We start from the raw sequence: 22983 nt of genomic DNA, 5'->3' as shown, positions 1-22983 counted from the left end.
TTCATGGTTCGGCTGATTCCGAGGGGTCCTGCTGCCGTAGGCGCCGCTCCACGTCGCTGATGAGCCTTCGCGAGGTTTGGGGATGCAGCGCAGCGGTACGCAGGTGCTCGAAGGCCACGGTGTAAAAGTGGACCTCCTTCGCCTTTTCTATATAGAGGCTACTGGTCAGGTTTTCCAAATGGACCAGGCGAGGTGCGTAGATATCGGACTCCGTGAACTCCAGGATGTCGAATGACCCGTTCAATCCTGAATTCGCCCCGCGGTCGAAGGGTAGGATTTGTATGGTGATCTGTGGCTTCTTGTCCACTTCGAGAAGGTGCTGAAGCTGGTCAGCCATCACGTGGGGGCCACCGATGAGGCGGTGGAGGACCGATTCGTCCAAAACCACCCATGTGTCGGGTGGGTTGTCCTGGAAAATGAGTTCTCGGCGTCGGATGCGCAATTCCGTCCGTCGGTCGATTTCGCCCGGATCGGCCGGCGAAGGATGGGATTCGAGGAGGGCGCGGGCGTAGTCCTCGGTCTGGAAGAGGCCGGGGACGGTGTGCGACTGGTAGAAGCGCAGCGTGCTCGCCTCGGGCTCCAGGCCCAGGTACACCTCGAAGCGGTCGGGCATGACGTCGCCGTACACGTGCCACCAGCCGCGCCGACGCGACTCGCGCGCCAGGGTGACCAGCGTCCGGCGCAGCGCCTCGTCGGTGACCTCGTAGAGTTCCAGCAGGTCGCGGACGTCGTCGGAGTTGGTCGCGACGAGTCCGCGCTCGATCCGGGAAAGTTTGCTGCCGGACCACGACATGCGCTCGGCGGCTTCCTCTCCGGTCATTCCGGCGTTTTCCCGCAAACGTCGCAATTCCACACCAAGGCGACGTCGGCGAACCGTGGGGTTGTTGGCGCTGGCCATCGGGGCCTCCGAATCAGGGGGTCATCGGGGAGGGGGAGAGACGCTGAATCCTAAAGGTGAGCAGGCTACGCGAGGTTCCGGACGGGGATCCGTGCCGAGAGTAGTCCGGTGAAAATTCGGCAAAGCAATTGCAGGGGGTGCCGTGCGTCGGCAAGATGTTGGCAGGCGCACGGGTGATCGATGGCCCGCGGGCCGCCCCCTCATGACGACCATCCCCCCGGACCGAGGCGGATCGATGATCACGGACACCCCACCCGCCGGCATCCGTTCGGCGCGCACCCGCGGTCGCCGCAGCACCGGCCGCCCCGGCGCCGTCGTCGTCGCCCGCTGCGGATTCCCAGGCGAGGAAGGCCAGGTACGCGAGGCGCGAGCGTTCGTCGAGGCCGCCCTCGGCCTGTGTTTCCCGGCGGGCACCGAACTCCTCGACTCCGCGCTGATCGCCGCCGGCGAGCTCGCCGCGAACGCCGTCCGCCACACCCGCAGCGGCGAACCCGGCGGGCGCTTCGGCATCGAGATCTACCGGCGCCCCGGCGCCGTCACCATCGAGGTGCGCGACCAGGGTCCGCGCCGGAACGGCCCGGAGAGCGAGCCGCACGTCCGCCGCCAACCCCTCGACGTCGAGCACGGGCGCGGACTCGCCCTGGTGGAAGCCCTCACCGACGAGTGGAGCACGCGGCGGCTCACCGACGGCCGCGTCGTCAGCTGCACCCTGCGCGACGAGCGGCCCGGCCACGAACTCGTCCGCTCCGGGCGGCCGGTGTAGCCCGGAGGGCAGCCGATCGTTACTGTCGATGCCATGTTCGCAATCACCGCCGCGCGCACCGACAAGGACGACCCGCTGTCCGGACTGGAAGCGGGCGAACGACCGGACCCCGAGGCACGGGACGGCTGGACCACGGTCACGGTCCGGGCCGCCGCGCTCAACCACCACGACATCTGGAGCCTGAAGGGCGTCGGACTGCCCGCCGAACGCCTACCCATGGTGCTGGGCTGCGATGCCGCCGGAATCGACGAGGACGGTCGGGAGGTCATCGTCCACTCCGTCATCGGCGACCCGGACGCGGGCGGCGGAGACGAGACCAGGGACCCGCGCCGCAGCCTGCTGTCGGAGGTCCACGACGGCACCTTCGCCGAGAAGGTGGCGGTGCCCAGGCGCAACCTCGTGCCCAAACCGGCCGAGCTGTCGTTCGAGGAGGCGGCGTGCCTGCCCACGGCATGGCTCACCGCCTACCGCATGCTCTTCGAGAAGGCGCGGCTTGAGCCGGGCTCGACCGTCCTGGTCCAGGGCGCGGGCGGGGGCGTCAACAGCGCCCTGATCCGCATGGCGAGCGCGGCCGGACACCGCGTGTACGCCACCAGTCGGAGCGAGGCCAAGCGCGAGCGGGCGCGTGCCCTGGGCGCCTATGCCGCCGTGGAGACGGGCGAGCGGCTGCCGGAGAAGGCCGACGCCGTCTTCGACAACGTCGGCGCGGCGACCTGGGGCCACTCCGTGCGCTCGCTCCGACCGGGAGGCCGCATCATCACCTGCGGCGCCACGAGCGGTGACGCCCCACCCGCCGAGCTCACCCGCGTCTTCTTCCTGCAACTCCAGGTCATCGGCTCGACCATGGGCACCCGCGACCAGCTCAAGCGCGTCGCCGAGTACTGCGCCCGAACGGGAATCCGCCCGGAGATCGACCGCGTGCTGCCGCTTGCCAACGCGAAGGACGGCTTCGCGGCCATGGAGCAGGGGGATGTGTTCGGGAAGATCGTCTTCACTGTCTGATCGGGGCTTATGTCAGCAATGCCTGAATCTCAAGAAGTTGCATATTCCGGCCCCCTGACCGGATAGAGTCCCAGGTCAACGAGGATGCTCCCCGCCCGCGCGGGGATGGACCCGTTTGGCCGCCTCGCAGGGCAACAGGGCCCAGATGCTCCCCGCCCGCGCGGGGATGGACCCGCTGGCATTCAGGGCAGCGAAGCAGGAACAGCATGCTCCCCGCCCGCGCGGGGGATTCGGGGCACAGGCGCGAACACGTCGAGAGGCGCCGCCCTGCGGGCGGCGCCTCTTGGTGGGAGCAGGGCGTCGGTCAGCTCTGGGGCTTATCCGAGTCGGGGTTGTTCTTGTCGTCCCGGTCGTCCTTCTCCTCTTTGGGTGACGGCTCCTCTGCGACCGCGGTGCTCCAGGGGTCGCCGTGGGGTGGGGTGGTGGACTCGTCGTCCGGCCGCTTCGGGGAGGGTTTGGGGCGTTCCTCCGGCTTGGGCTCGGTGGTGTCCTGCCGCGGTTCGGTCTCCTCCACCTTGGTTTCCCCCGCCTGGTCGGCGGGGGAGGGCGGTGGGCCCCACGCGGAGACGTCGCGGCGGATGACCTCGATGGTGTCGTCGAGGATGCGGCGCAGGTCCTGGGCCGCCGACTCGCCGACGTGCCCGGCCTCGCGCACCACGTCGCGGACGCGGTCGCTGAAGTCGTGCAGCGCCTTCTCGAACTCCAGCGGCTCGCCCCGGCGGCCCTGCTTGGTCCAGGTGCTGCCCCAGGAGCCGATGTTCTCGGCGAACCGCTCCCAGTCGCGCTCCCACCAGGTGCCGTCGCGGCGGTCGCGCTCCTCGCGCTCCTCGGTCTTCTCCGAGCCCTCGGCCGCCCCGGTGGCGTCGGGTGCCGACGCGCGCTCCCGCTCTTCCTGCTCTTCCCGTTGGTCGCGTTCCGTGCGGGCGTTGCGGCGGCCGCCGCCCGCCGCGAACTTCAGCTCCTCGCGCAGCGAGCTGATCGTGTCGCGCACGTCCTCCTTCACCGCGCGGGCGACGTCGCGCACCGACTCGGTGATCTCGCGTTCCAGGTCGTCCAGGTCGGAGCGGCGGCTGTGCAGCTCCTCGCGTCCCTTGTCGGTCAGGCGGTAGACCTTGCGCCCGTTGACCTCCTCGTGGGTGACGAGCCCCTCCTCCTCCAGTCGGGCCAGCCGCGGGTAGATGGTGCCGGGGGAGGGCGAGTACACGCCGAGGAAGCGGTCGCGCAGCAGGCTGATGATCTCGTAGCCGTGCCGGGGACTCTCGTCCAGAAGCTTCAGCAGGTACAGCCGGAGCCGACCATGCCCGAAGATGGTGCTCATGCGTCGTTCCCCCTCGGGATCTCGGCGGGAGCGTCGGGCTCGCGGCGCAGCAGCGAGACCGGTCCCGAGACGGTCGTGGTGGAGATGTTGGCCGGGTCGACGCCGACCCCGATCTTGCCGGACATCTGTCTGCGGCCGCGCAGCTCGCGGCGGTCGAGGGTGAAGGCCGAGTCCAGTTTTCCGGTGGCCGTCCGCAGCTCGACGCCCGCGGAGGTCTCCGCAGGGACGCGCAGCGCGATCTCGCCGGAGATCGACGCCAGCCGCACCCGCGCCGACGGCGCCAGGTCGATGTCCCCCAGCAGCTGCCCGGAGGCCGTCTTGCCGGAGAAGTCGGAGAAGCGCCCGCCGGCGACCGCGACCTGCCCGCTCACGCTGTTGAAGCGCAGGTTGCCCTCCAGATCGCGGGCGGCCAGGTTGCCGGAGACGGTGTTGACCTCGACCTCGCCGCCCAGGCCGTCCAGGGTGACGTCCCCGGAGGCCGTGCGCAGCTGGGTCCTGCCGGTCAGTCCGGCGGCCACGATGGGGGCGGAGAGGGTGGTCACCTCCACGGGGCAGTCGTGGGGGACGCGAAGGCCGATGGCCGCCGAACGGCGACCCACGTCCTTGTACCCGGACAGTTGGACCGGGCGGAGGCGGTCGAGCAGGCCGGCACCGGTGAGGTCCTCGTAGGTGATGGTGAGGATGCCCGCGTCCTGGGTGGCGAGGACGGGCTCGCCGACGATGTCGGACACCTCGAACGTTGCGGGATCCGTTGTCGGCAGGATGTTGACGTGACCGCCGATGATGCGGATGCGCAGTGCCACGATCCCGTCGAGGACCCGTGTCATCGGCTGGTCGATGGTCCATCGAGCCATCGCGAAACCTTTCGACTCGAAGAGCTGATGGGGATCACGATATGTCGCGTCCCCCTAGACTTCAAGATATGTCGCGATGAATCAGGGGTGGGTCAGGGGAACCCCGACATCATCTCAAAACGGACCGCACGGGGTGAGGCCGGGCGGACGGTGCAGTTCGGGGCCCTATCGGCCGTGCCGCCCGGGCGCGCAGCGTCGCGCATGGCCGATCCCGGACACGCGAAGGGGCCCCGGCCGCGAACGGCCGGGGCCCCCTGATCCGTCGTCGGATCACTGACTCACCGAGTCACCGACCCCGCCGGTGCTCACTCGTCATCGTCGTCCAACCGGGCCAGCCAGGTGGCCAACCGGTCGACGGCGGTCTCGAACTCCGGGTTGAGGTCGGTGAACGTGCGCAGCTGGTCGGCGACCCACGCCAAGGAGACCTCCTCCTCGCCGCGGCGCTTCTCCAGCTCCTCGATCCCGCGATCGGTGTAGTACATCGCTCGCCCCGACCTAGTCCGCCGGCGGGAACACGGTGTTGACCAGCGCCTGCTGCTCGACCTCGTGCCGCTTGGCCGACCCGGCGGCCGGGGAGGAACCGGCCGGACGCGACACCCGGGTGAAGGGGCGGTCCAGCTGCTCGGTGAAGACCAGCGAGACGAACGGCCACGGGCCCATGTTCGCCGGCTCCTCCTGCACCCACAGCACCTCGCCCGCGTTCGGGAAGGCGGCCAGCTGCTGCCGGATCTCCTCGATCGGCAGCGGGTAGAGCCGCTCCACCCGGATCAGCGCGGTGTGCCGGTCGCCGGTGCGCTTCCGCGCCGCGTCCAGGTCGTAGTACACCTTGCCGGAGCACAGCACCACGCGGCGGACGTCCTTCGGCTTGAGGCCGGAGGAGTCCGGGATGATCGGCTCGAAGGCCGTCTTGCCGGTGAAGTCCGCGACCGCCGACGTCGCCGCCTTGTTCCGCAGCATCGACTTCGGAGTGAACACGATCAGCGGGCGGCGGTAGGTCGACTTCACCTGCCAGCGCAGCAGGTGGAAGTAGTTCGCCGGGGTCGTGGGCATGGCCACGGTCATGTTCTCCTGCGCGCACAGCTGCAGGAAACGCTCGACGCGAGCCGAGGAGTGGTCCGGGCCCTGGCCCTCATAGCCGTGCGGCAGCAGCAGGGCGACGCTGGAGCGCTGCCCCCACTTCTGCTCGCTGGCGCTGATGTACTCGTCGATGACGCTCTGCGCACCGTTGACGAAGTCGCCGAACTGGGCCTCCCACGCCACCAGGGCGTCGGGCCGCACGACCGAGTAGCCGTACTCGAAGCCCAGCGCCGCGTACTCGCTCAGCAGGGAGTCGTGCACGTAGAACTTGGACGTGCCCTTGTCGAACTTCTTCAGCGGGGTGTGCACCTCGCCGGTGTTGCGGTCCACCAGGGCGGCGTGCCGCTGGCCGAAGGTGCCGCGGCGGCTGTCCTGACCGACCAGCCGGACCGGGTGCTCCTCCCGCAGCAGCGAGCCGAACGCCAGCATCTCGCCGGTCGCCCAGTCGAGCGCGTCGTCCTCGATCATCTGCGCGCGGCGCTGCAGCTGCGGCTGCAGGCGCGGGTGCGGGGTGAAGCCCTCGGGGAGGTTGACCTGAGTGTCGACGATCTCCTTGATGGCCTCGTCGTCGATCGCGGTCGCGACGGCGCCGTGGTCGATCCGGCCCTCGTCGAACACCTCGGGCTTGATGACCGACCCCGGCTCGATCGGCTTCTTGTCCGCCTCACGCGTCTCGGCGAACGCGCGCTCCAGCTCGTGCTGGTAGTCGCGCAGCGCTGCCTCGGCGTCCTCCACGGAGATGTCGCCGCGGCCGATCAGGGCCTCGGTGTACAGCTTCCGGGTGGACCGCTTGGCGTCGATGATGTTGTACATCAGCGGCTGCGTGAAGTGCGGGTTGTCCGACTCGTTGTGGCCGCGGCGCCGGTAGCAGACCAGGTCGACGACGACGTCCTTGTTGAACGCCTGCCGGTAGGCGAACGCCAGGTGCGCCACCCGCACGACCGCCTCCGGGTCGTCCCCGTTGACGTGCAGGATCGGCGCCTGCACCATGCGCGCGACATCGGTCGCGTACACGCTGGAGCGGCTGTCGGCGGGGGAGGTGGTGAACCCGACCTGGTTGTTCACGATGACGTGCACGGTGCCGCCGGTGCGGTAGCCGCGCAGCTGCGACAGGTTCAGGGTCTCGGCCACCACGCCCTGGCCCGCGAAGGCCGCGTCGCCGTGGATGAGCAGCGGCAGCACGGTGAAGCCGTGCGGGCCCTTGTCGAGGATGTCCTGCTTGGCGCGGACGATGCCCTCGGCGACCGGGTCGACCGTCTCCAGGTGGCTGGGGTTGGCCGCCAGCGAGATCGCGATCTTCTCGCCGTCGGGCGTCTCGAAGGTGCCCTCGGTACCCAGGTGGTACTTGACGTCGCCGGAGCCGTGCGCGCTGCGCGGGTCCATGTTGCCCTCGAACTCGCCGAAGATCTGGGCGTAGGACTTGCCGCAGATGTTGGCGAGCACGTTGAGGCGGCCGCGGTGCGCCATACCGATGACGACCTCGTCGAGCTCGGCCCGGGCTGCCCGGGAGATGACGCCGTCGAGCAGCGGGATCAGCGACTCCCCGCCTTCCAGCGAGAACCGCTTCTGCCCGACGTACTTCGTCTGCAGGAAGGTCTCGAACGCCTCGGCGCTGTTGAGCCGGCGCAGGATGTGCAGCTGCTCGTCGCGGCTGAGCTTCTCGTGCTCACGCTCGACGTGCGACTGGATCCACTCCCGCTCCTCCGGGCTCTGGATGTGCATGTACTCGATGCCGACCGTGCGGCAGTAGGTGTCGCGCAGCACACCGAGCACGTCGCGCAGCTTCATGACCTGCTTGCCGCCGAAGCCCCCGGTCGGGAACGTGCGGTCCAGGTCCCACAGGGTCAGGCCGTGCTGCAGCACGTCGAGGTCCGGGTGGCGGCGCTGCTTGTACTCCAGCGGGTCGGTGTCGGCCATGAGGTGGCCGCGGACCCGGTAGGCGTGGATGAGCTCCTGGACCCGGCTGGCCTTGTCGAGCTGGTTGCTCGGGTCGACCGAGATGTCCTGGACCCACCGCACCGGCTCGTACGGCAGGCGCAGCGACTGGAAGATCTCGTCGTAGAAGCCGTCCTCGCCCAGCAGCAGCTGGTGGATCCGGCGCAGGAACTCGCCCGACTGGGCGCCCTGGATGATCCGGTGGTCGTAGGTGGACGTCAGCGTCATGACCTTGCTGACGGCCAGCTCGTTCAGGGTCTCCTCGGACATGCCCTGGAACTCGGCCGGGTACTCCATGGCCCCGACGCCGAGGATGACGCCCTGGCCCGGCATGAGCCGCGGCACCGAGTGGACGGTGCCGATACCGCCCGGGTTGGTGAGGCTGATGGTGGTGCCCTGGAAGTCCGGGACGCCCAGCTTGTTGTTGCGCGCCTTGCGGACGAGCTCCTCGTAGCCGCTCCAGAACTCCTTGAAGTCCATCGCCTCGGCGGCCTTGATGCTCGGCACCACCAGCTGCCGGGAGCCGTCGGGCTTCTGCAGGTCGATGGCGAGACCGAAGTTGACGTGCTCGGGCTTCGCGACGCCCGGCTTTCCGTCGATCTCGACGTAGGAGTGGTTCATCTCCGGCATCGACTTCAGCGCCTTCACCATGGCGTAGCCGATGAGGTGGGTGAAGGAGACCTTCCCGCCCCGGCCGCGGCGCAGGTGGTTGTTGATGACGATGCGGTTGTCGAAGAGCAGCTTCACCGGCACGGCGCGCACGCTGGTGGCGGTCGGCAGGGTGAGGCTGGACTCCATGTTGGTGGCGGTGCGGGCCGGTGCGCCGCGCAGCCGCTCCTCGTGGACCTTCAGCGCGTCGTCCGCGGGACCGGCGTCGCCGGTCGGGGTCGATGCTTCCGGCTTCTTCTTCGGTGCGGCGGCCGGCTTCGTCGCGGCGGCACCGGAGGCCGGGGTGGCGGACGTGGCTGCGGCGGCCGGCTTGGTGCCGGTCGCGCCGTTGGTCGTGGTGGTACCCGCCTTGTAATCGGCGAAGAAGTTCCACCAAGCCTTGTCAACCGAGTTCGGGTCGTGGAGGTACTTCTGGTAGAGCTCCTCGACCAGCCACTCATTTGGGCCGAAATCTGTCAGGGGTTGAGACGCCTCAGACGACACGGCGGAGATCGCCCTCTTCCGCAGCTCGCTTGTGAATGTGTATATGCAGAGATGGCCGCTACGCAGGGCGGGCTCAACGTGCGGCGGCATCCACATGGCCGCCTGGACACACGCCCGGCCAGCAATCTCGACTTACAGGCTACTTGTCCGGGCATGAAGATGTAGCCCCCTGGCCACGTGAGGACTGGGATATACCTAACAATCGTTCACACCGGAGTGGGCGACACGTAACCGCCACGTGGTCCCTTTGTGACGTTTTTGCTGGTTGCAGACGTGCGGACGGGGGTGCTGCGGCGCGGGGCGAGGGCGGCCGCCGGGCCGGTTCCCCGTGTCCATGCCCACTTCCGGCCGCATCCAACCGCGCGGATCTTCGTCGATTCACATGGAACCGCGGCGACGGGTGCGACGTCTCACCCAGTGTGCGCGACCGGGCAGGACGGCCGCGCCCGCGGTCGGCGGACCGGTGGAGTCGGATGCGAGAACGGCGGCACCGGCCCCTGTCGGCCCCCGGCCGCGGGTGCGGGCCCGGCGCGCCCTTCATTCCCCCCGCGCCGAGGGCTCAGAGCTTGCCGTGGTCCCAGCTCGCCACCCGGTCGACGGACAGGAACACCGCCGCGCGCTTGCGCCCGGCCCGCGCCAGTTCCGCCCGGGCCTCGGGCGTGCGCAGGTCCGCTTCTGCGGCGCCCGCCATCACGGCGGCGACGGCGGCGCCCACCCTCAGCACCGTGTCGGGGTCCTCGCTCACCTCGGCGGTGCCGTACAGCGCCACCCCGCGCAGCTCCGCGTAGTCCTCCCCGTCCTCCACCAGGCAGGTCAGCCGCGGGTCGCGCCGCAGGTTGACGGCCTTCTGCGAAGCGGCGTAGGTCCAGAAGGCCAGGCGGCCGTCCACCATCGCGTAGAACAGCGTCGACAGGTGCGGCTCACCGTGCCGCCCCACCGTCGCCACCTGCACCTTGCGGTGGGTGGCGAGGAACGCGTCGACCTCGGCGCCGCTCATCCGGATCCGCGCCCGGCGGTGACCGGAGCCGCCGGATCCGTCCGGCCGGGCCGAGGCGCCGGTCCGCCCGCGCGCCCGCTCGTTCTCGTGGGTCCCTGCTCTGTCCTGCATCCGCACTCCACTCCTCATCGGTCGCTCGGCGGCGGACGGAGGCGTTCCCCGGTGAGCGCGGCCGCACCGCGCCGCGCTGTGCGGCCCCGGAAACCCGGGCCCGCGGCCCGCAGCCCGTATTCTGACCGCCGCCGGAACCGCCCGCCACCCCCGTGCCGGGAACGGGAAAACGGGTACGGAACACCGCAGCACGGGCCCGCGCGCACGCGGACGCGTGCCGCGTTTCCCGGACCATCCCACGCCTCGGAAGGAACAGCCGACATGACCGAACTGCGGCTCGACGGGCGCATCGCCGTCGTCACCGGAGCCGGGCACGGGCTCGGCCGGTCGCACGCCCTGGGCCTGGCCGCGCGCGGCGCCCGACTCGTCGTCAACGACACCGACGGCGCGGCCGCCGCGCGGGTCGTGGGGGAGATCCGGGACCGCGGCGGGCTCGCGGTCTCCGACGACGGCGACGTCTCCGCGGAGGACGAGGCCGACGCCCTCATCGAGACCGCCGTGGAGTCCTTCGGACGGGTCGACATCGTCGTGAACAACGCGGGGCTGCTGCGCGACCGCGCTTTCAAGAACATCACGGTGGCCGAGTGGGACCGTGTGGTCGGCGTCCACCTGCGGGGCACCTTCCTGGTCACCCGGGCCGCCTTCGGGCACATGCGGGCGAACGGCTTCGGCCGGATCATCACCACCACGTCCCCCTCCGGGCTGTTCGGCAACTTCGGGCAGAGCAACTATGCCGCCGCCAAGATGGGCGTCATCGGGCTGACCAAGACGCTGGCCATCGAGGGCGCCGGCTACGACATCACGGCCAACGCCCTCGCCCCCGTCGCCTACACCCGGTTGACCGAGGACCTGTTCCCGCCTTCGGCGCGGGAGAACCTGGCACCGGAGCGCGTCACCCCCCTGGTGCTGTGGCTCGCCCACGAGGACTGCGAGACCACCGGGGAGATCTACTCGGTCGGCGGCGGCCGGGTCGCCCGCGTGTTCGTCGCCGAGGGGCCCGGGGCGGCGCCCGCGGAGGACAGCCCCGAGGCGCTGCGCGACTGCTGGCCCGAGGTCAACGCCGAGCGCCCCTACGTCATCCCGCGCAACCTGTCCGAGCAGGCCGGGGCCTACCTGCGGGGGCTCGCCTGAGCCGGTGGAGCAGCCCGCCCGGGCCTGGACGATTCCCCCGAATCGGGCCGCAGTGGGGATCTTGCCACCGAAACGGCGGTAGGGCGTGGTGGAATCGTTAGTGAATACCCGGCCGGTGTAGACAAATCAGCCACAACGCCCCCATCGTGGCTGCGGATCCGTTCCCTAGGTCCGGTTTTACCCCGGCGCCCGGCTTCCGCTCTTAGCATGTCGGAACGGAGGTGGGGCGGGTGAAAGGTTTCGGGGAGCTCGAAGCCGCGATCATGGACGCGCTCTGGCGGGCCGACGGACCCCTCGTGGTCCGGGAGGTCCGCGAGTCGATGATCTACGACCGCGACGTCGCCTATACGACGGTCATGACGGTGACCAACATCCTCTACCACAAAGGGCTGCTGCACCGGGAGAAGGCCGGCCGCGCCTGGCTGTACTGGCCGCGCGAGACCCGCGAGGAGCACACCGCGCGCGTCATGTCGGAGGTCTTCAGCGGCTGCGGAGACCCGGGCACGACCATGCTGCGCTTCGTCGAGAGCTTCTCCGACGAGGAGATGGCGCGCCTCAACGACGTCCTCCGCGAAGTCCGCCAACGCCGCACCGAGCAGGCGCGCACCCACGGACTGACGACCAACGGCTGAGGTGACCCACGCCACCCGAGGTCTATGCTCCCAAGGGTGGACGAACCTCTTGTGGAACGCATGCGCCCGTTCGGCGAGACGATCTTCGCCGAGATGACCCGCCTGGCCGTCGAGACCGACTCCGTCAACCTCGGCCAGGGCTTTCCCGACACCGACGGCCCGCGGTCGCTGATCGACGCCGCGGCCCACCACATCCGCGACGGCGTCAACCAGTACCCGCCCGGCCTCGGCCGCCCCGAACTGCGACGCGCCGTGGCCGCCGACCGCTCCCGCCGCTTCGGCCTCGACCACGACCCCGACACCGAGGTCTACATCACCGTCGGCGCCACCGCCGGAATCGCCGCCGGGGTCCTCGGCCTGGTGGAACCCGGCGACGAGGTCGTGCTCTTCGAGCCCATGTACGACTCCTACGCCGCGGTCATCGCCATGGCCGGAGGCGTCCGCCGCCCCGTCACCCTGCGGCCCGGCCCCGACGGGCGGTTCACCTTCGACCCCGACGAGCTGCGCGCCGCCGTCGGCCCCCGCACCCGCATGATCATCGTCAACACCCCGCACAACCCCACCGGCACCGTGTTCACCCGCGCCGAACTGGGCGTCATCGCCGACGTCTGCGCCGAACACGACGTCATCGTGCTCACCGACGAGGTCTACGAACACCTCACCTTCGACGGCGCCGAGCACGTCCCACCGGCCACCCTGCCCGGCATGCGCGAGCGCACCCTGTCGATCTCCTCGGTGGGCAAGACCTTCTCCGTCACCGCCTGGAAGACCGGCTGGGTCATGGGCCCCGCCGCACTGGTGCGCGCGGTGCGCACCGTCAACCAGTTCCTCACCTTCACCGCCAACGGCGCCCTCCAGCTCGCCATCGCCGACGCCATCACCGCCGAGGCCGACTGGGTGCGCGCCCAGCGCGACGCCCTGCAGGCCAAGCGCGACCGGCTCGCCGCGGGACTGCGCAGCGCCGGGTTCGACGTGCAGCGCAGCCAGGGCACCTACTTCGTCATGGCCGACATCCGGCCCCTCGGCTTCGACGACGGCATCGAACTGGCCCGCGCCCTGCCCCGCACCGCCGGGGTGGCCGCCGTTCCCGCCCAGGTCCTCTACGACGACCAGGACGCCGGCCGGCACCTCGTCCGCTTCGCCTTCTGCAAGCAGGACAAGGTCCTCGACGAGGCCGTCGACCGCCTCACCCGCGCCTTCGCCCCCTGACCCCCGCCCCTTCCGTTGATCTCGGGGATATCGGGGTCTCAGCGCCGATTCTTACCCCGATATCCCCGAGATCAAGGGTGGGGCTCGGCGCGCGACCGGGCGGCGGGTGCGGATAGCGTGCTCGGCGGGGCGCCCGGACCGGCCGTGACCGGGCACGCCGCCCCGCCGACGACGGCCGACGACGGCCGACGACGGCCGACCATCGAACGAAAGGCTCCCGCACCGTGACCACGACGATGCCCGCCGACCTGCTGCGCGTGGCCGAGCAGGCCAAGGGCTTCATGCCCGCCGACGAGGGCACGGCCCTGTTCGAGACCGCGCTGGCCTACGCCCCGCTGGGCCCCGTCCTGGAGATCGGTACCTACTGCGGCAAGTCCACCGTGTTCCTGGGCGCGGCGGCGCGCCACGTCGGCGGCGAGGCCGCCGTCATCACCGTCGACCACCACCACGGATCCGAGGAGCACCAGGTCGGCTGGGAGTACCACGACCCCGACATGGTCGACCCCGTCACCGGGCGCCTCGACACGCTGCGCGACTTCCGCCGCACGATGGCCGCCGCCGACCTGGAGGACCGCGTCATCGCCGTCGTCGGCCGCTCCGCCGACGTCGCCCGGCTGTGGAGCACCCCGCTGGGCATGCTGTTCATCGACGGCGGCCACACCGAGGAGGCCGCCCAGGCCGACTACGCCGGGTGGAGCCCGCACGTCGCGGTCGGCGGCGCGCTGGTCATCCACGACGTCTTCCCCGATCCCGCCGACGGCGGCCGCCCGCCCTACGACATCTACCGGCGTGCCCTGGACTCCGGCGCGTTCACCGAGGAGCGCGCCGCCGGGTCCCTGCGCGTGCTGCGCCGCCTGCACTGACCCGCCCGCCCGACCCCGGCGACCCCCTGCGGCCGCCGGGGCCCGCGGCCGCCCAAGCCCGACCCCGCACCGCTTTTTCTCTCGTGTATGCGTACGCACGCAGCGCGCCGAGGACATAGGCTCGGTGAGCAGACGAACACCACTATCGGCGCGGGCAAGGGGTGCAAGAACTGGTGACGACCAACGGTGCGGCGGGACAGATCGGTCGCTTCACACTGGACAACGGGCTCCGCCTGGTGACGGCCCCGGCGGCGACCGGTCAGGTGGCCGCCGTCAACCTCTGGTACGGGGTCGGCTCACGGCACGAGGTCCCCGGCCGGACCGGCTTTGCCCACCTGTTCGAGCACCTCATGTTCCAGGGCAGCGGCAACGTCAAGAAGAGCGAGCACTTCGACGCGGTCGAGCGGCTCGGCGGCGACATCAACGCCTCCACCTCCAGCGACCGCACCAACTACTTCGAGACCGTGCCCGAGCACGCGCTGGACCTCGTCCTGTGGCTGGAGGCCGACCGCCTGGCGACGCTGCGCGACGGCATGACCCAGGACGTCCTCGACAACCAGCGCGACGTCGTCAAGAACGAGCGCCGCCAGCGCTACGACAACGTGCCCTACGGCACCGCCCTGGAGCGCATCCTGCGGCTCGGCTACCCCGAGGGCCACCCCTACCACCACCCGACCATCGGGTCGATGGAGGACCTCGACGCCGCCGACCTCGACTACGTCCTCTCCTTCCACGAGCGCCACTACGGCCCGGACAACCTCGTCCTCACCATCGTGAGCAGCCTCGACCCCGAGGACGTGCACGAGCGCGTCAAGCGCTACTTCGGCGGCATCCCCGCCCGCGAGACCGTCGCCGAGGCGCCCGACGCCACCCTCGACGGCCCCATCGGCGGACCGGTGCGCGACATGGTCGTCGAGAACGTCCCCGCACCCGCGGTCTTCCTCGGCTTCCGCACCCCCGCCTACGGCGAGCGCGAGTTCGACGCCATGCTGCTCGCCTCGGCCGTCCTCGGCCAGGGCCAGGGCAGCCGCCTCTACCGGCGACTCGTCGTCGAGCGCGGCCTGGCCGCCGACGACGGCGGCGGCGCGGCCGACCTGCTCCCGTTCCGCTACACACCCAGCCTCATGCTGGTCAACATGATCGCCCGCGAGGGCGTCAGCGGAGACGAGCTGGAGGCCGCGATCCTAGAGGAGATCGTCCTGCTCACCCAGGGCATCTCCGACGAGGAACTGGAGCGCGCCCGCGCCGTCCTGGAGCGCGACCACCTGCAGTCCGTCGCCCACCCCAGCGGGCTCGCCGACACCATCGGCAGCTGCACCATGCTCTTCGACGAGCCGGAGCTGGCCTACACCTGGCCGCAGCGCTGGGCCGAGATCGGCACCGACGAAGTCGTCGCCGCCGCCAAGCGGCTCCTGGGCCCGGAGAACCGGCTCACCGTCCGCTTCGACCCCGAGGAGACCCCGGCGGAGGCCGAGGGCGAACCCGTCGGCGCCTGACCCGCCAGCGGGAGCCCGGGGCACACCGCCGCCGCAGCCGCCCGACCCGCACTCGTCCACGTCCGTACGGCCCGCGTCCCAGAGCCGAAGAGCCGAAGAAGAGAGTCGTTTCCTCCATGCTGCAGACCCGTCCCGAGCCCGGCGCCGCCCAGCCCTACACCTTCCCCAAGCCGCAGCGACTCCAGGTCGGCGGGGGAACCGTGGTCGCCATCGACGTGCCCGGCCAGTCCTTCGCCGCGATCCGCCTGGTCCAGCCCGCCGGCGGCGCCGCCGAACCGCTCGACCGCATGGGCGTCGCCACCCTCACCGGGGACGTGCTCGAAGACGGCATGCACGGCAACAGCTCGCTCGCCCCGGCCCTGGAGCGGCACGGCGCGGAGTGGGTCTCCCGGGTGAGCTGGGACGGCTTCGTCACCGGCGTCGACGCCCCGGTCAACCGCATCACCGACGCCACCGCGCTGTTCGCCGAGGCCGTCCGCACCCCCGCGCTGCGCGCCGAGGACGTGCTGCGCCGCCGCGAGCAGCTGCTGGAGCGGTTCTGGCTGGACGTCTCCCAGCCCTCCACGCTGGCCAGCCGTGCCGTAGGCGGGCAGCTGTTCACCGGCAGGTACGCCACCCCGCTCAACGGCGGCCCGGTCCGCCTCGCCGACGTCACCCCGGAGATCGTCGCGGACTTCCACGCCCGGTCCATCGCGGGCGTGGCCGGGACGCTGGTGGTCGTGGGCGACCTGTCCGACGTCGACCTGGAGGCGCTCGGCCGCACGGTGTTCGGTGATGCCGCCCCGGCCGAGCCGGCGCCCGTCACCCCGCCGGAGCGCGCCTCCGGCGAGCTGCCGCGGATCCTCCTGCTCGACCGGCCCGGCTCGGTGCAGTCGGCGATCTTCATGGCGCACCACGCGCCGTCCCGCTCCGACATCGACCTGCCCCGGGCCGAGGGCATGAGCGACGTCCTGGGCGGGATGTTCACCTCGCGGCTGAACATGAAGCTGCGCGAGGAGCTCGGCTACACCTACGGCGTGGGCTGCCGGTTCGACCTGCGGCGCGACAGCGGGGTGTTCTACATCAGCACCCAGGTGGAGGCGCCCACAACGGCCCACTCGATCACGGCGAGCCTGGAGGAGATCGAGAAGCTGCGCACGGACGGGGTCACCGAGGGCGAGCTGTCGGCCGTCCGCGAGTCCAACACCGTGGGCCTCCCCGTCACCTACTCCACCGCGCGCAGCCTGGCCTACGCCATGGTGGAGATGGTCGTGCACGACCTGCCCGAGGACCACGTCGACCGGCTGCGCGCCGGGTTCGAGCGGGTCACCGCCGACGACCTGCGCCGGGCGGCGGTCGACTACCTGAAGCCCGAGGAGGTCGTCGCGGTGGTGGTCGGCGACGCCGGCCAGCTGGAGGGGCCGCTTCGGGAGACCGGCGTGGGCGCCGTGGAGGTGCGCGACCCCGAGTCGCTGTGGAGCTGAGCGGACCCGAGGGTGTCCGTCCTGTTTCGAATATCCCCTATGGGCAAGATCAGGTAAAAGAGCGGTCAGTGTTCGCATAAGGGGCTTTTGTGCGAGATAACGAAACCGAACCCATGTGAGTGTGATCTTGCAACTACCAGCTCGGACGCTGCTCACAGCTGATATAACGAGTGATCCGACCAGTAACCGACGCGCCCGCGACCGGAAAAGCCCGCAGGAGGCCGACGTGGCCCGTGATCAGACTCGCGACTAGCCGTGTCCTCCATCGAGAAGCCCGAAGCAGAGCGGCACGACCAGCCGCAGGAGTCCGCACGCCCGAGCACGCTTGAGGCAGGTCCTCAGGAGCGCGTGCTCAAGGGGCGGTATCAGCTGCTGGAAGAAGTCGCCCGCGGCGGCGTCGGAACCGTCTGGCGCGCCACCGACCTCGTCCTCGACCGCGAGGTCGCGGTCAAGGAGCTGCGGCTGCCCACGGACCTGAGCACGGCGGAGCGCGAATCCCTGCTGCAGCGCACCACGCGCGAGGCCCGGGTGGCCGCACGGTTGACCCACCCGGGCGTCGTCACCGTCCTCGACGTCGTGGACGAGGACGATCGCCCGTGGATCGTCATGGAGTTCATCAACGCCCGGACCCTGGACGGCGTGATCAAGCTGGCCGGACCGCTGCCCTACCAGCGGGTGGCCGAGATCGGCCTGCAGCTGATCGAGGCGTTGAAGGTCGCCCACGACGAGGGCATCGTGCACCGCGACGTCAAGCCGGACAACGTCATGATCAGCGACACCGGGCGCGTGGTCCTCACCGACTTCGGCCTGGCGGCGTGGACGGGTGAGTCCGCGCTGAGCAGTTCGGGCCGCATCATCGGCTCGCCGTCCTACATCCCGCCGGAGCGGGCCAAGGCGGGGCCGGTGGGCCCCGAGTCGGACCTGTGGTCGCTGGGCGCCACCCTGTACGCGGCGGTCGAGGGGCACCCGCCCTACGACCGCAAGGGCTACATCCGCATCCTCAAGGGCGTGGAGCTGGAGGAGCCGCCCGCGGCGGCGAACGCGGGCCCGCTGGCCCCGGTGCTGGCCGGCCTGCTGCATGTCCAGCCGGAGGACCGGCTCACCCACGAGAACGCCACCAAGATGCTGCGCATCGCCGCACTGGCCCCGTGGGCGCCGGAGACCAGCCCGGAGACCGCCGCCCAGAACGCGGCGGAGACGGGCGCGCAGGCGGTCATCCCCGCCCAGCCGGAGGGCACGGAGGCCGACCGCGGCGAGGCCGGCAACTACGACACCGCCCGCGACCACTTCCGCCAGGGAGCCCAGGCGCTGCGCCACTCCCTGCACGAGTCGATGTCGGAGTCGATGTCCAACCTGCAAGAACGCCTGCAGAGGCACCGCCCCGAGTCGGTGAGCCACATGCTCACCTCGATCCGCGAGTCCACCGACACCCTCGGCCTGACCAGCTCGGGCAAGCACCGCAACAGCAACCTCATCCCGGTGGCCGCCGCCGTGGTGCTGGGCGTCGCCGTCCTGGTCGCCTTCGTGGTGTGGATGCTGGTATCCCGGTAGCACCCGACCATCCGACGAAAACGAAAGGGCGGGGGACGCTACAGTGTCCCCCGCCTCGTCACATGTGGGGCCGGCGGGATTCGAACCCGCACTGTCACGGATCTAAACCGTGTGCCTCATGCCCGTTGGGCTACGGCCCCCTACGTGACCCGGCGCTCTTCCCGTTCTTCGAGCGGCCGGAGTAGTTGTCGGTCTGAGAATGGCAGTTCGGGCACAGGAACCGCAAGTTGGCCCGTCGGTCGTCGAGCCAGTCTCCGTTGATGTGGTCGACATGGAGTCCCAACGGTGCGCCGCGCCACTTGTCGGTGAGCCCGCACAGGGCGCACTCGTAAGGCACACCGGCCTCGATCAGGGCACGTCGGAGGGTCCGCCCTTCAGCCCGCCGCGCCCCGGGCGGCTTCAGCGCAAGGACGTGCTCGGAGGGCTTCCGCTTCGGAGATGTCTCGCCCTTGTCGTGGGGGATACGGCGGAAGTGGGACGTGTCGATGTCGAACTCTTCGAGCTTCCTGCTGATGTGCGCCTGGGTGCCGCCGGCCTGAGCGAGGCCGAGATACCGGAGGATTCCGGCGAGGCTGGTGGAGGCTGCTGCGGCTTCAGAGAGAAGTTCGGGGGTGTACTTGATGTGCTTGGCCATGCGCGAAAAGCAGTGGCTGCCTAGGACATTCCTAGGCAGCCCGCTTTGTGCCTGCGCAGACGCTGTCTAAAGCCCCAGCTCGCGCTTGATGCGGTCGACGTGGCCGGTGGCCTTCACGTTGTAGAAGGCCTTTTCGACCTTGCCGTCCGGGTCGATGACCAGGGTGGAGCGGATGACGCCCTGGACGACCCTGCCGTAGTTCTTCTTCTCGCCGAAGGCGCCGTAGGCGCGCAGGACGTCCTTGTCCGGGTCGCCGAGGAGGGGGAAGGTCAGGCCCTCCTTGTCGCGGAAGCGGGCGAGCTTCTCGGAGGTGTCGGGGGAGATGCCGAGGACGGTGAGCCCGGCGGCGTCGAAGTCGCGGAGGTTGTCGCGGAAGTCGCAGGCCTGGGTGGTGCAGCCGGGCGTCATGGCGGCGGGGTAGAAGTACAGGACGACGCGCTTGCCGGTGGATTTCAGCAGTTCGCTGAGGGTGACCGGGTTGCCGTCGGCGTCGCCGAGGGTGAAGTCGGGTGCGGGGTCGCCGGGCTGCAGGCGGACGGTCGGGTCGCTCACGGTTCTCCTTGTCACGGTGGCTGCTGTCCTGATCAGCCTATGCACGCCCGGCGTCGGCGGTGCGCCGTCCACGGGGCGGCGGGGAGAGGACGTGCGGCGTGCACGGCGCGCCCGGGTGGGGTGGGGGTCGGTGTTCCGGATCCGCGCCGCGCAGCGGTGCTTTGGGCGCGCTTCGGTTGCGATCCCCACTCGGTTGGTCCGGTCAGGGTTGATCTTGCTCGTCAATGGCCTATTGTTGTCCGAACTCGTGTATCCGGCGTACCCCCACCAGGGCGGCGTCCTGTACCTAGACTTCAGGCGCTACACCCCCTCATGATCTCGGCGCTCCAGTCGATGCCGCAGGTCCGGAGCACGTCCACTTCGCGTTTGGGAGTATCAGGCAACGATGGCTGGTTTCACTCTGGACGACGTCCGGGAACGCACGTGCCGGGAGCGCGACTCGTGGTGGACCGTGGGGCTGGTCGATCCGGTGGCGATCCGCCTGGTGCGGGTGATCGCCAACCGTACGGCGATCACGCCGAACCAGCTGACCGTGGCCGCCCTGTTCCTCGGGCTGGGGGCCGCGGCGTGCTTCGCGATCGGAACGTGGCACTACCTCGTCCTCGGGGCGCTGCTCTACTACCTGTGCTTCCTGCTGGACTGCATGGACGGCAAGTTGGCGCGGCTGACCGACCGGGAGTCGCTGTTCGGTTCGTGGATGGACTACGTCTTCGACCGGTTCCGGGTGCTGATCTGCGCGATCGCGCTGATGGGCGGGCAGTACGTGCTGACCGGCCAGGTGGTGTTCGTCTGGCTGGCGCTGGTCGTGGTCTTCCTGGACATGCTGCGCTACCTCAACGCGCTGCAGGTCTACAAGATGCGCCGGGAGATGCGCTCGCACATCGCCGGGGCCGTGGAGCGCGCGCGGGCGACGCTGTCCATGCTGGAGCCGGAGGACGAGGGGGCGGCCGCCGGTCGTCCCATGAGCGACCAGGGCGAGCAGGCGGTGCTGCGGCACGGCATCTCGGTGCTGGAGCAGATGCTGCGCACGCAGACGGAGAGCGAGGCGCACTGCGCCCGGGTGAGCGGCAAGCAGCCGGACGTGGAGCTGCCCAAGATCGACCTGCACCAGGAGTTCCGCAGCCGCTTCCCGTGGTACCAGCGGGCCTGGGACCACCTGCGGGCGCGGCGGATCCGGACGCACCTGGTCAGCGGCATCGAGTTCCAGATGGCGGTGTTCGTGATCGCCCCACTCGCCGGGGTGGTGTCGAGTGCGGCGATCGGGTGGATTACCGTCGTGGTGGGCGTTTTGCTCCTCGCGTTCGAGATGGCGATCGTCTATAAACTGTGGTTGTCCACGCGGGACTTCTTCCGGGTCGTGGACGGAATCGAAGGCGCACTGGGCTTCACGCGCCCGTCCGATCGCGTGGCCGATGGGGCGGTTGCGGCGTCACCTGCGGATTCGACTCAAGAGACCCTGCGGTAGCGGAAGGAAGCGGCTGTATGGAGGATCGCGACCCCGCGGGGGCGCGCCGGGACCCTGCCAGTGTGCAGGCGGAGATCGAGCGCACGCAGCAGCGGCTGGCGTGGGCGATCGACGAGATCTCGGACCGCACGAACCCGAGGAATGTGGCGCGGCGGAGCTGGGACCAGGTGCGCCAGACCGGCGCCTACCTGGCCGAGGAGGCGCGGGCGCTGGTGGTCGGCGGTGGCGCGGTCCGGGTCGAGAGCCACGTGGAGGAGCCTCCGGAGGGCAGCATCCGGCTCAAGGGCGATGAGGAGGTCGTGTCGACCTACACCACGCGCGGCCAGCTACCCCCCGAGGTCGTGCTGCTCGGGATCGGTGTCGGCGTGGTGGCCGCGGTCGGTGTGATCGCCATGGTGCGGCGCAGGCGCAAGCGGTAGCGCGGCCGCCGACTCGTTGCGGTGTCCGCCGCGCAACGGCGGACGGGCACAGCGGTACAGACTTGACGACGGTGCGCGGGCCTTCGGGCCCGCGCACCGTCGTCGTGTCCGGGGGCGGGGCGGGTCAGAGGAAGGTGCGTCCTTCGCCGCGGTAGGTGGGGACGGTGGCGACGACGCGGGGCGCGGCGTCGGCCGCGCCGTCGGCGCCGTCGCCGGGGACCGTGTCGATGAGGTGCAGTTCGGCGAAGCGCTCGCACAGCTCGCCCGCCTTGGCGTGGCGCATCCAGACCCGGTCGCCGATGGCGAGGTGGTCGGCGGCGGCGCCGCGCAGCGGCGTCTGGGTCTCGCCGGGGCCCTCGGTGGGGCTGTAGTGCAGGCCGCGGGGCAGGTGGGGGCGGGGGAGCGCGGCCGGGCCGGCGGGCCCGGAGGCAGGGTAGCCGCCGCCGAGTGCGGTGGCCCAGCCGGGGCCGGGGCGGCGCACGACGGGCAGGGCGAAGAGGGCGGCGGGTCGGCCGGTGAACGCGCTGAAGTCGTCGAACAGGGCCGGCTGGTAGAGGCCGGATCCGGCGCCGATCTCGGTGACGGCACGTTCGCGGCAGGTGGTGTGGGCGCTGCCGGTGCCGCCGCCGTTGACGAAGCGGACGTCGGCGACGGCGCGGACGGCGCGGACGATGGCGGCGCGTCGGCGGGCGAGTTCGGTGCGGGACCTGGCCTGGATCCAGCGCAGGGCGCGCCCGTGGAGGGGGTGGCCGGGCGGGGCGTCGGCGACCCCGGCGATCTGGGCCTCGTAGGCCATGATGCCGTCGAGGCGGAGGTTGGGGCGGTGGGTGATGGCGCGGGCGAGCGCGGCGGCCTGGGCGGGGGTGCGGAGGGGGGAGCGGTGGGCGCCGATGCGCAGGCGGGGGCCCAGCGGCTGCCAGCTGGTGTCGACGTCGATGCAGACCTTGATGGGGTGGGCGGGGTCGGGTGCGGCGGCGGTGATGAGGTCGAGATGGGCGGTGTCGTCGACCATGAGGGTGATGGTCCGGGCGGTGTGCTCGTCGGCGGCGAGGCGGGCGATGGCGCCGGTGTCGGCGGTGGGGTAGGCGACGAGGATGTCGTCGCTGAGGGGGCCGTGGGTGTCGTCGGTGGCCAGCCAGAGGGCTTCGGGGAGGGTGAAGGCCATGATCCCGGCGTAGCCGGGGAGGTCGAGGGCGGCGCGGATGAGGTGGCGGCAGCGGAGGGACTTGCTGGCGACGCGGATGGGGGTGCCGGAGGCGCGGCGGGCGAGGTCGGCGGCGTTGGCGCGGAAGGCGGCGAGGTCGACGACGGCGAAGGGCGGCTCCAGGTGTGCGGTGGCGGTGTCGTAGTGGTCGCGGGTGGTTCTGCTCATGGAGTGGGGTATGCCACCGAACCGTGAGAATTATTCATGTTGTGCTGCCGTGCTGCCGTGCTGCCGTGCTGCCGTGCTGCCGTGCTGCC

General features: G+C 70.7%; 19 protein-coding genes, 1 tRNA gene and 2 pseudogenes. 12 read left to right on the top strand and 10 right to left on the bottom strand.

Annotated features, from left to right (window positions below; all coding sequences use genetic code 11):
- Window position 1: 1 nt before the first annotated feature.
- Window positions 2-898, bottom strand: a complete 897-nt coding sequence (locus tag HNR23_RS16180; RefSeq protein WP_184076422.1) for a helix-turn-helix domain-containing protein — start codon at window positions 896-898, stop codon at window positions 2-4.
- A 235-nt stretch (window positions 899-1133) separates the two neighbouring features.
- Here HNR23_RS16180 and HNR23_RS16175 point away from each other — a divergent pair, with 235 nt between their 5' ends.
- Both HNR23_RS16175 and HNR23_RS16170 read left to right on the top strand, forming a co-directional pair.
- Window positions 1134-1661, top strand: coding sequence for an ATP-binding protein (locus tag HNR23_RS16175; RefSeq protein ID WP_184076420.1), 528 nt, complete (start codon window positions 1134-1136; stop codon window positions 1659-1661).
- A gap of 33 nt (window positions 1662-1694) precedes the next feature.
- Window positions 1695-2663, top strand: coding sequence for a zinc-binding dehydrogenase (locus HNR23_RS16170; RefSeq protein WP_184076418.1), 969 nt, complete (start codon window positions 1695-1697; stop codon window positions 2661-2663).
- A 304-nt stretch (window positions 2664-2967) separates the two neighbouring features.
- Here HNR23_RS16170 and HNR23_RS16165 read toward each other — a convergent pair whose 3' ends face one another.
- The 5 genes from HNR23_RS16165 to HNR23_RS16145 form a co-directional block, all read right to left on the bottom strand.
- Window positions 2968-3981 (bottom strand): PadR family transcriptional regulator, encoded by a 1014-nt coding sequence (locus HNR23_RS16165; RefSeq protein WP_184076416.1) that lies wholly within the window; start codon window positions 3979-3981, stop codon window positions 2968-2970.
- Window positions 3978-4835, bottom strand: coding sequence for a DUF4097 family beta strand repeat-containing protein (locus tag HNR23_RS16160; protein WP_184076414.1), 858 nt, complete (start codon window positions 4833-4835; stop codon window positions 3978-3980). Before HNR23_RS16160 ends, HNR23_RS16165 begins: the two co-directional genes overlap by 4 nt.
- Before the next feature lie 305 nt (window positions 4836-5140).
- A complete protein-coding gene (locus HNR23_RS16155) occupies window positions 5141-5317 on the bottom strand; it encodes a DUF6104 family protein (protein ID WP_184076412.1) in 177 nt (58 codons plus the stop codon).
- A 13-nt stretch (window positions 5318-5330) separates the two neighbouring features.
- Window positions 5331-8999, bottom strand: a complete 3669-nt coding sequence (locus tag HNR23_RS16150; protein WP_184076410.1) for a multifunctional oxoglutarate decarboxylase/oxoglutarate dehydrogenase thiamine pyrophosphate-binding subunit/dihydrolipoyllysine-residue succinyltransferase subunit — start codon at window positions 8997-8999, stop codon at window positions 5331-5333.
- A 559-nt stretch (window positions 9000-9558) separates the two neighbouring features.
- Complete coding sequence (locus tag HNR23_RS16145; protein ID WP_184076408.1) at window positions 9559-10107, bottom strand: pyridoxamine 5'-phosphate oxidase family protein; 549 nt, start codon at window positions 10105-10107, stop codon at window positions 9559-9561.
- A 261-nt stretch (window positions 10108-10368) separates the two neighbouring features.
- Here HNR23_RS16145 and HNR23_RS16140 point away from each other — a divergent pair, with 261 nt between their 5' ends.
- From HNR23_RS16140 to HNR23_RS16110, 7 genes are all read left to right on the top strand, one after another.
- Window positions 10369-11238, top strand: coding sequence for an SDR family NAD(P)-dependent oxidoreductase (locus HNR23_RS16140; RefSeq protein WP_184076406.1), 870 nt, complete (start codon window positions 10369-10371; stop codon window positions 11236-11238).
- A 230-nt stretch (window positions 11239-11468) separates the two neighbouring features.
- Entirely contained in the window at window positions 11469-11870 is a 402-nt protein-coding gene (locus HNR23_RS16135; protein ID WP_184076404.1) for a BlaI/MecI/CopY family transcriptional regulator, read from the top strand.
- A gap of 36 nt (window positions 11871-11906) precedes the next feature.
- The gene (locus tag HNR23_RS16130) at window positions 11907-13079 is read left to right on the top strand and encodes a pyridoxal phosphate-dependent aminotransferase (protein WP_343070585.1); all 1173 of its coding nucleotides are present in this window, start codon (window positions 11907-11909) and stop codon (window positions 13077-13079) included.
- Window positions 13080-13315: 236 nt separating this feature from the next.
- Window positions 13316-13942 carry a class I SAM-dependent methyltransferase gene (locus tag HNR23_RS16125; protein WP_184080414.1) on the top strand — a complete coding sequence of 209 codons (627 nt, stop codon included), beginning with the start codon at window positions 13316-13318 and terminating at the stop codon, window positions 13940-13942.
- A 173-nt stretch (window positions 13943-14115) separates the two neighbouring features.
- Entirely contained in the window at window positions 14116-15438 is a 1323-nt protein-coding gene (locus tag HNR23_RS16120) for an insulinase family protein (protein ID WP_184076400.1), read from the top strand.
- 116 nt (window positions 15439-15554) lie between these two features.
- Entirely contained in the window at window positions 15555-16901 is a 1347-nt protein-coding gene (locus tag HNR23_RS16115) for a M16 family metallopeptidase (protein ID WP_184076398.1), read from the top strand.
- Between the two features lie 255 nt (window positions 16902-17156).
- Window positions 17157-18452 (top strand): serine/threonine-protein kinase, encoded by a 1296-nt coding sequence (locus tag HNR23_RS16110; RefSeq protein ID WP_343070584.1) that lies wholly within the window; start codon window positions 17157-17159, stop codon window positions 18450-18452.
- Between the two features lie 65 nt (window positions 18453-18517).
- Here the strand turns inward: HNR23_RS16110 and HNR23_RS16105 are convergent.
- The 3 genes from HNR23_RS16105 to bcp form a co-directional block, all read right to left on the bottom strand.
- A tRNA-Leu gene (locus tag HNR23_RS16105) sits at window positions 18518-18592 on the bottom strand.
- Window positions 18583-19086 carry an HNH endonuclease signature motif containing protein gene (locus HNR23_RS16100; RefSeq protein WP_221308140.1) on the bottom strand — a complete coding sequence of 168 codons (504 nt, stop codon included), beginning with the start codon at window positions 19084-19086 and terminating at the stop codon, window positions 18583-18585. The genes HNR23_RS16105 and HNR23_RS16100 overlap by 10 nt, the downstream gene beginning before the upstream one ends.
- A gap of 66 nt (window positions 19087-19152) precedes the next feature.
- Window positions 19153-19638, bottom strand: coding sequence for a thioredoxin-dependent thiol peroxidase (gene bcp / locus HNR23_RS16095; RefSeq protein WP_184076396.1), 486 nt, complete (start codon window positions 19636-19638; stop codon window positions 19153-19155).
- Window positions 19639-20023: 385 nt separating this feature from the next.
- Here bcp and HNR23_RS27795 point away from each other — a divergent pair.
- The 3 genes and pseudogenes from HNR23_RS27795 to HNR23_RS16085 all read left to right on the top strand — a co-directional run.
- Window positions 20024-20521: pseudogene (locus HNR23_RS27795) on the top strand (CDP-alcohol phosphatidyltransferase family protein); the annotation flags it as partial.
- Window positions 20522-20989: 468 nt separating this feature from the next.
- Window positions 20990-21100 (top strand): annotated as a pseudogene (locus tag HNR23_RS27790) (CDP-alcohol phosphatidyltransferase family protein); the annotation flags it as partial.
- A 20-nt stretch (window positions 21101-21120) separates the two neighbouring features.
- On the top strand, window positions 21121-21522 hold the full coding sequence (locus HNR23_RS16085) for a DUF3618 domain-containing protein (RefSeq protein ID WP_184076392.1): 402 nt from the start codon (window positions 21121-21123) through the stop codon (window positions 21520-21522).
- Between the two features lie 124 nt (window positions 21523-21646).
- On the opposite strand, the gene HNR23_RS16080 is transcribed toward HNR23_RS16085, so the two are convergent.
- On the bottom strand, window positions 21647-22894 hold the full coding sequence (locus HNR23_RS16080) for an alanine racemase (RefSeq protein ID WP_184076390.1): 1248 nt from the start codon (window positions 22892-22894) through the stop codon (window positions 21647-21649).
- Window positions 22895-22983: the final 89 nt, after the last annotated feature.

Source organism: Nocardiopsis mwathae (assembly GCF_014201195.1).
GTDB lineage: Bacteria > Actinomycetota > Actinomycetes > Streptosporangiales > Streptosporangiaceae > Nocardiopsis_C > Nocardiopsis_C mwathae.
The sequence above is the reverse complement of the archived record's forward strand: the minus strand, read 5'-3'. Positions and strand labels throughout refer to the sequence as shown.

Coding starts and splice junctions, on each gene's coding strand:
- HNR23_RS16175 (WP_184076420.1), top strand. CDS start 1,134: ATGATCACGGACACCCCACCCGCCGGCATCCGTTCGGCGCGCACCCGC.
- HNR23_RS16155 (WP_184076412.1), bottom strand. CDS start 5,317: ATGTACTACACCGATCGCGGGATCGAGGAGCTGGAGAAGCGCCGCGGC.
- HNR23_RS16140 (WP_184076406.1), top strand. CDS start 10,369: ATGACCGAACTGCGGCTCGACGGGCGCATCGCCGTCGTCACCGGAGCC.
- HNR23_RS16085 (WP_184076392.1), top strand. CDS start 21,121: ATGGAGGATCGCGACCCCGCGGGGGCGCGCCGGGACCCTGCCAGTGTG.
- HNR23_RS16125 (WP_184080414.1), top strand. CDS start 13,316: ATGCCCGCCGACCTGCTGCGCGTGGCCGAGCAGGCCAAGGGCTTCATG.
- HNR23_RS16160 (WP_184076414.1), bottom strand. CDS start 4,835: ATGGCTCGATGGACCATCGACCAGCCGATGACACGGGTCCTCGACGGG.
- HNR23_RS16080 (WP_184076390.1), bottom strand. CDS start 22,894: ATGAGCAGAACCACCCGCGACCACTACGACACCGCCACCGCACACCTG.
- HNR23_RS16115 (WP_184076398.1), top strand. CDS start 15,555: ATGCTGCAGACCCGTCCCGAGCCCGGCGCCGCCCAGCCCTACACCTTC.
- HNR23_RS16170 (WP_184076418.1), top strand. CDS start 1,695: ATGTTCGCAATCACCGCCGCGCGCACCGACAAGGACGACCCGCTGTCC.
- HNR23_RS16165 (WP_184076416.1), bottom strand. CDS start 3,981: ATGAGCACCATCTTCGGGCATGGTCGGCTCCGGCTGTACCTGCTGAAG.
- HNR23_RS16145 (WP_184076408.1), bottom strand. CDS start 10,107: ATGCAGGACAGAGCAGGGACCCACGAGAACGAGCGGGCGCGCGGGCGG.
- HNR23_RS16100 (WP_221308140.1), bottom strand. CDS start 19,086: ATGGCCAAGCACATCAAGTACACCCCCGAACTTCTCTCTGAAGCCGCA.
- HNR23_RS16180 (WP_184076422.1), bottom strand. CDS start 898: ATGGCCAGCGCCAACAACCCCACGGTTCGCCGACGTCGCCTTGGTGTG.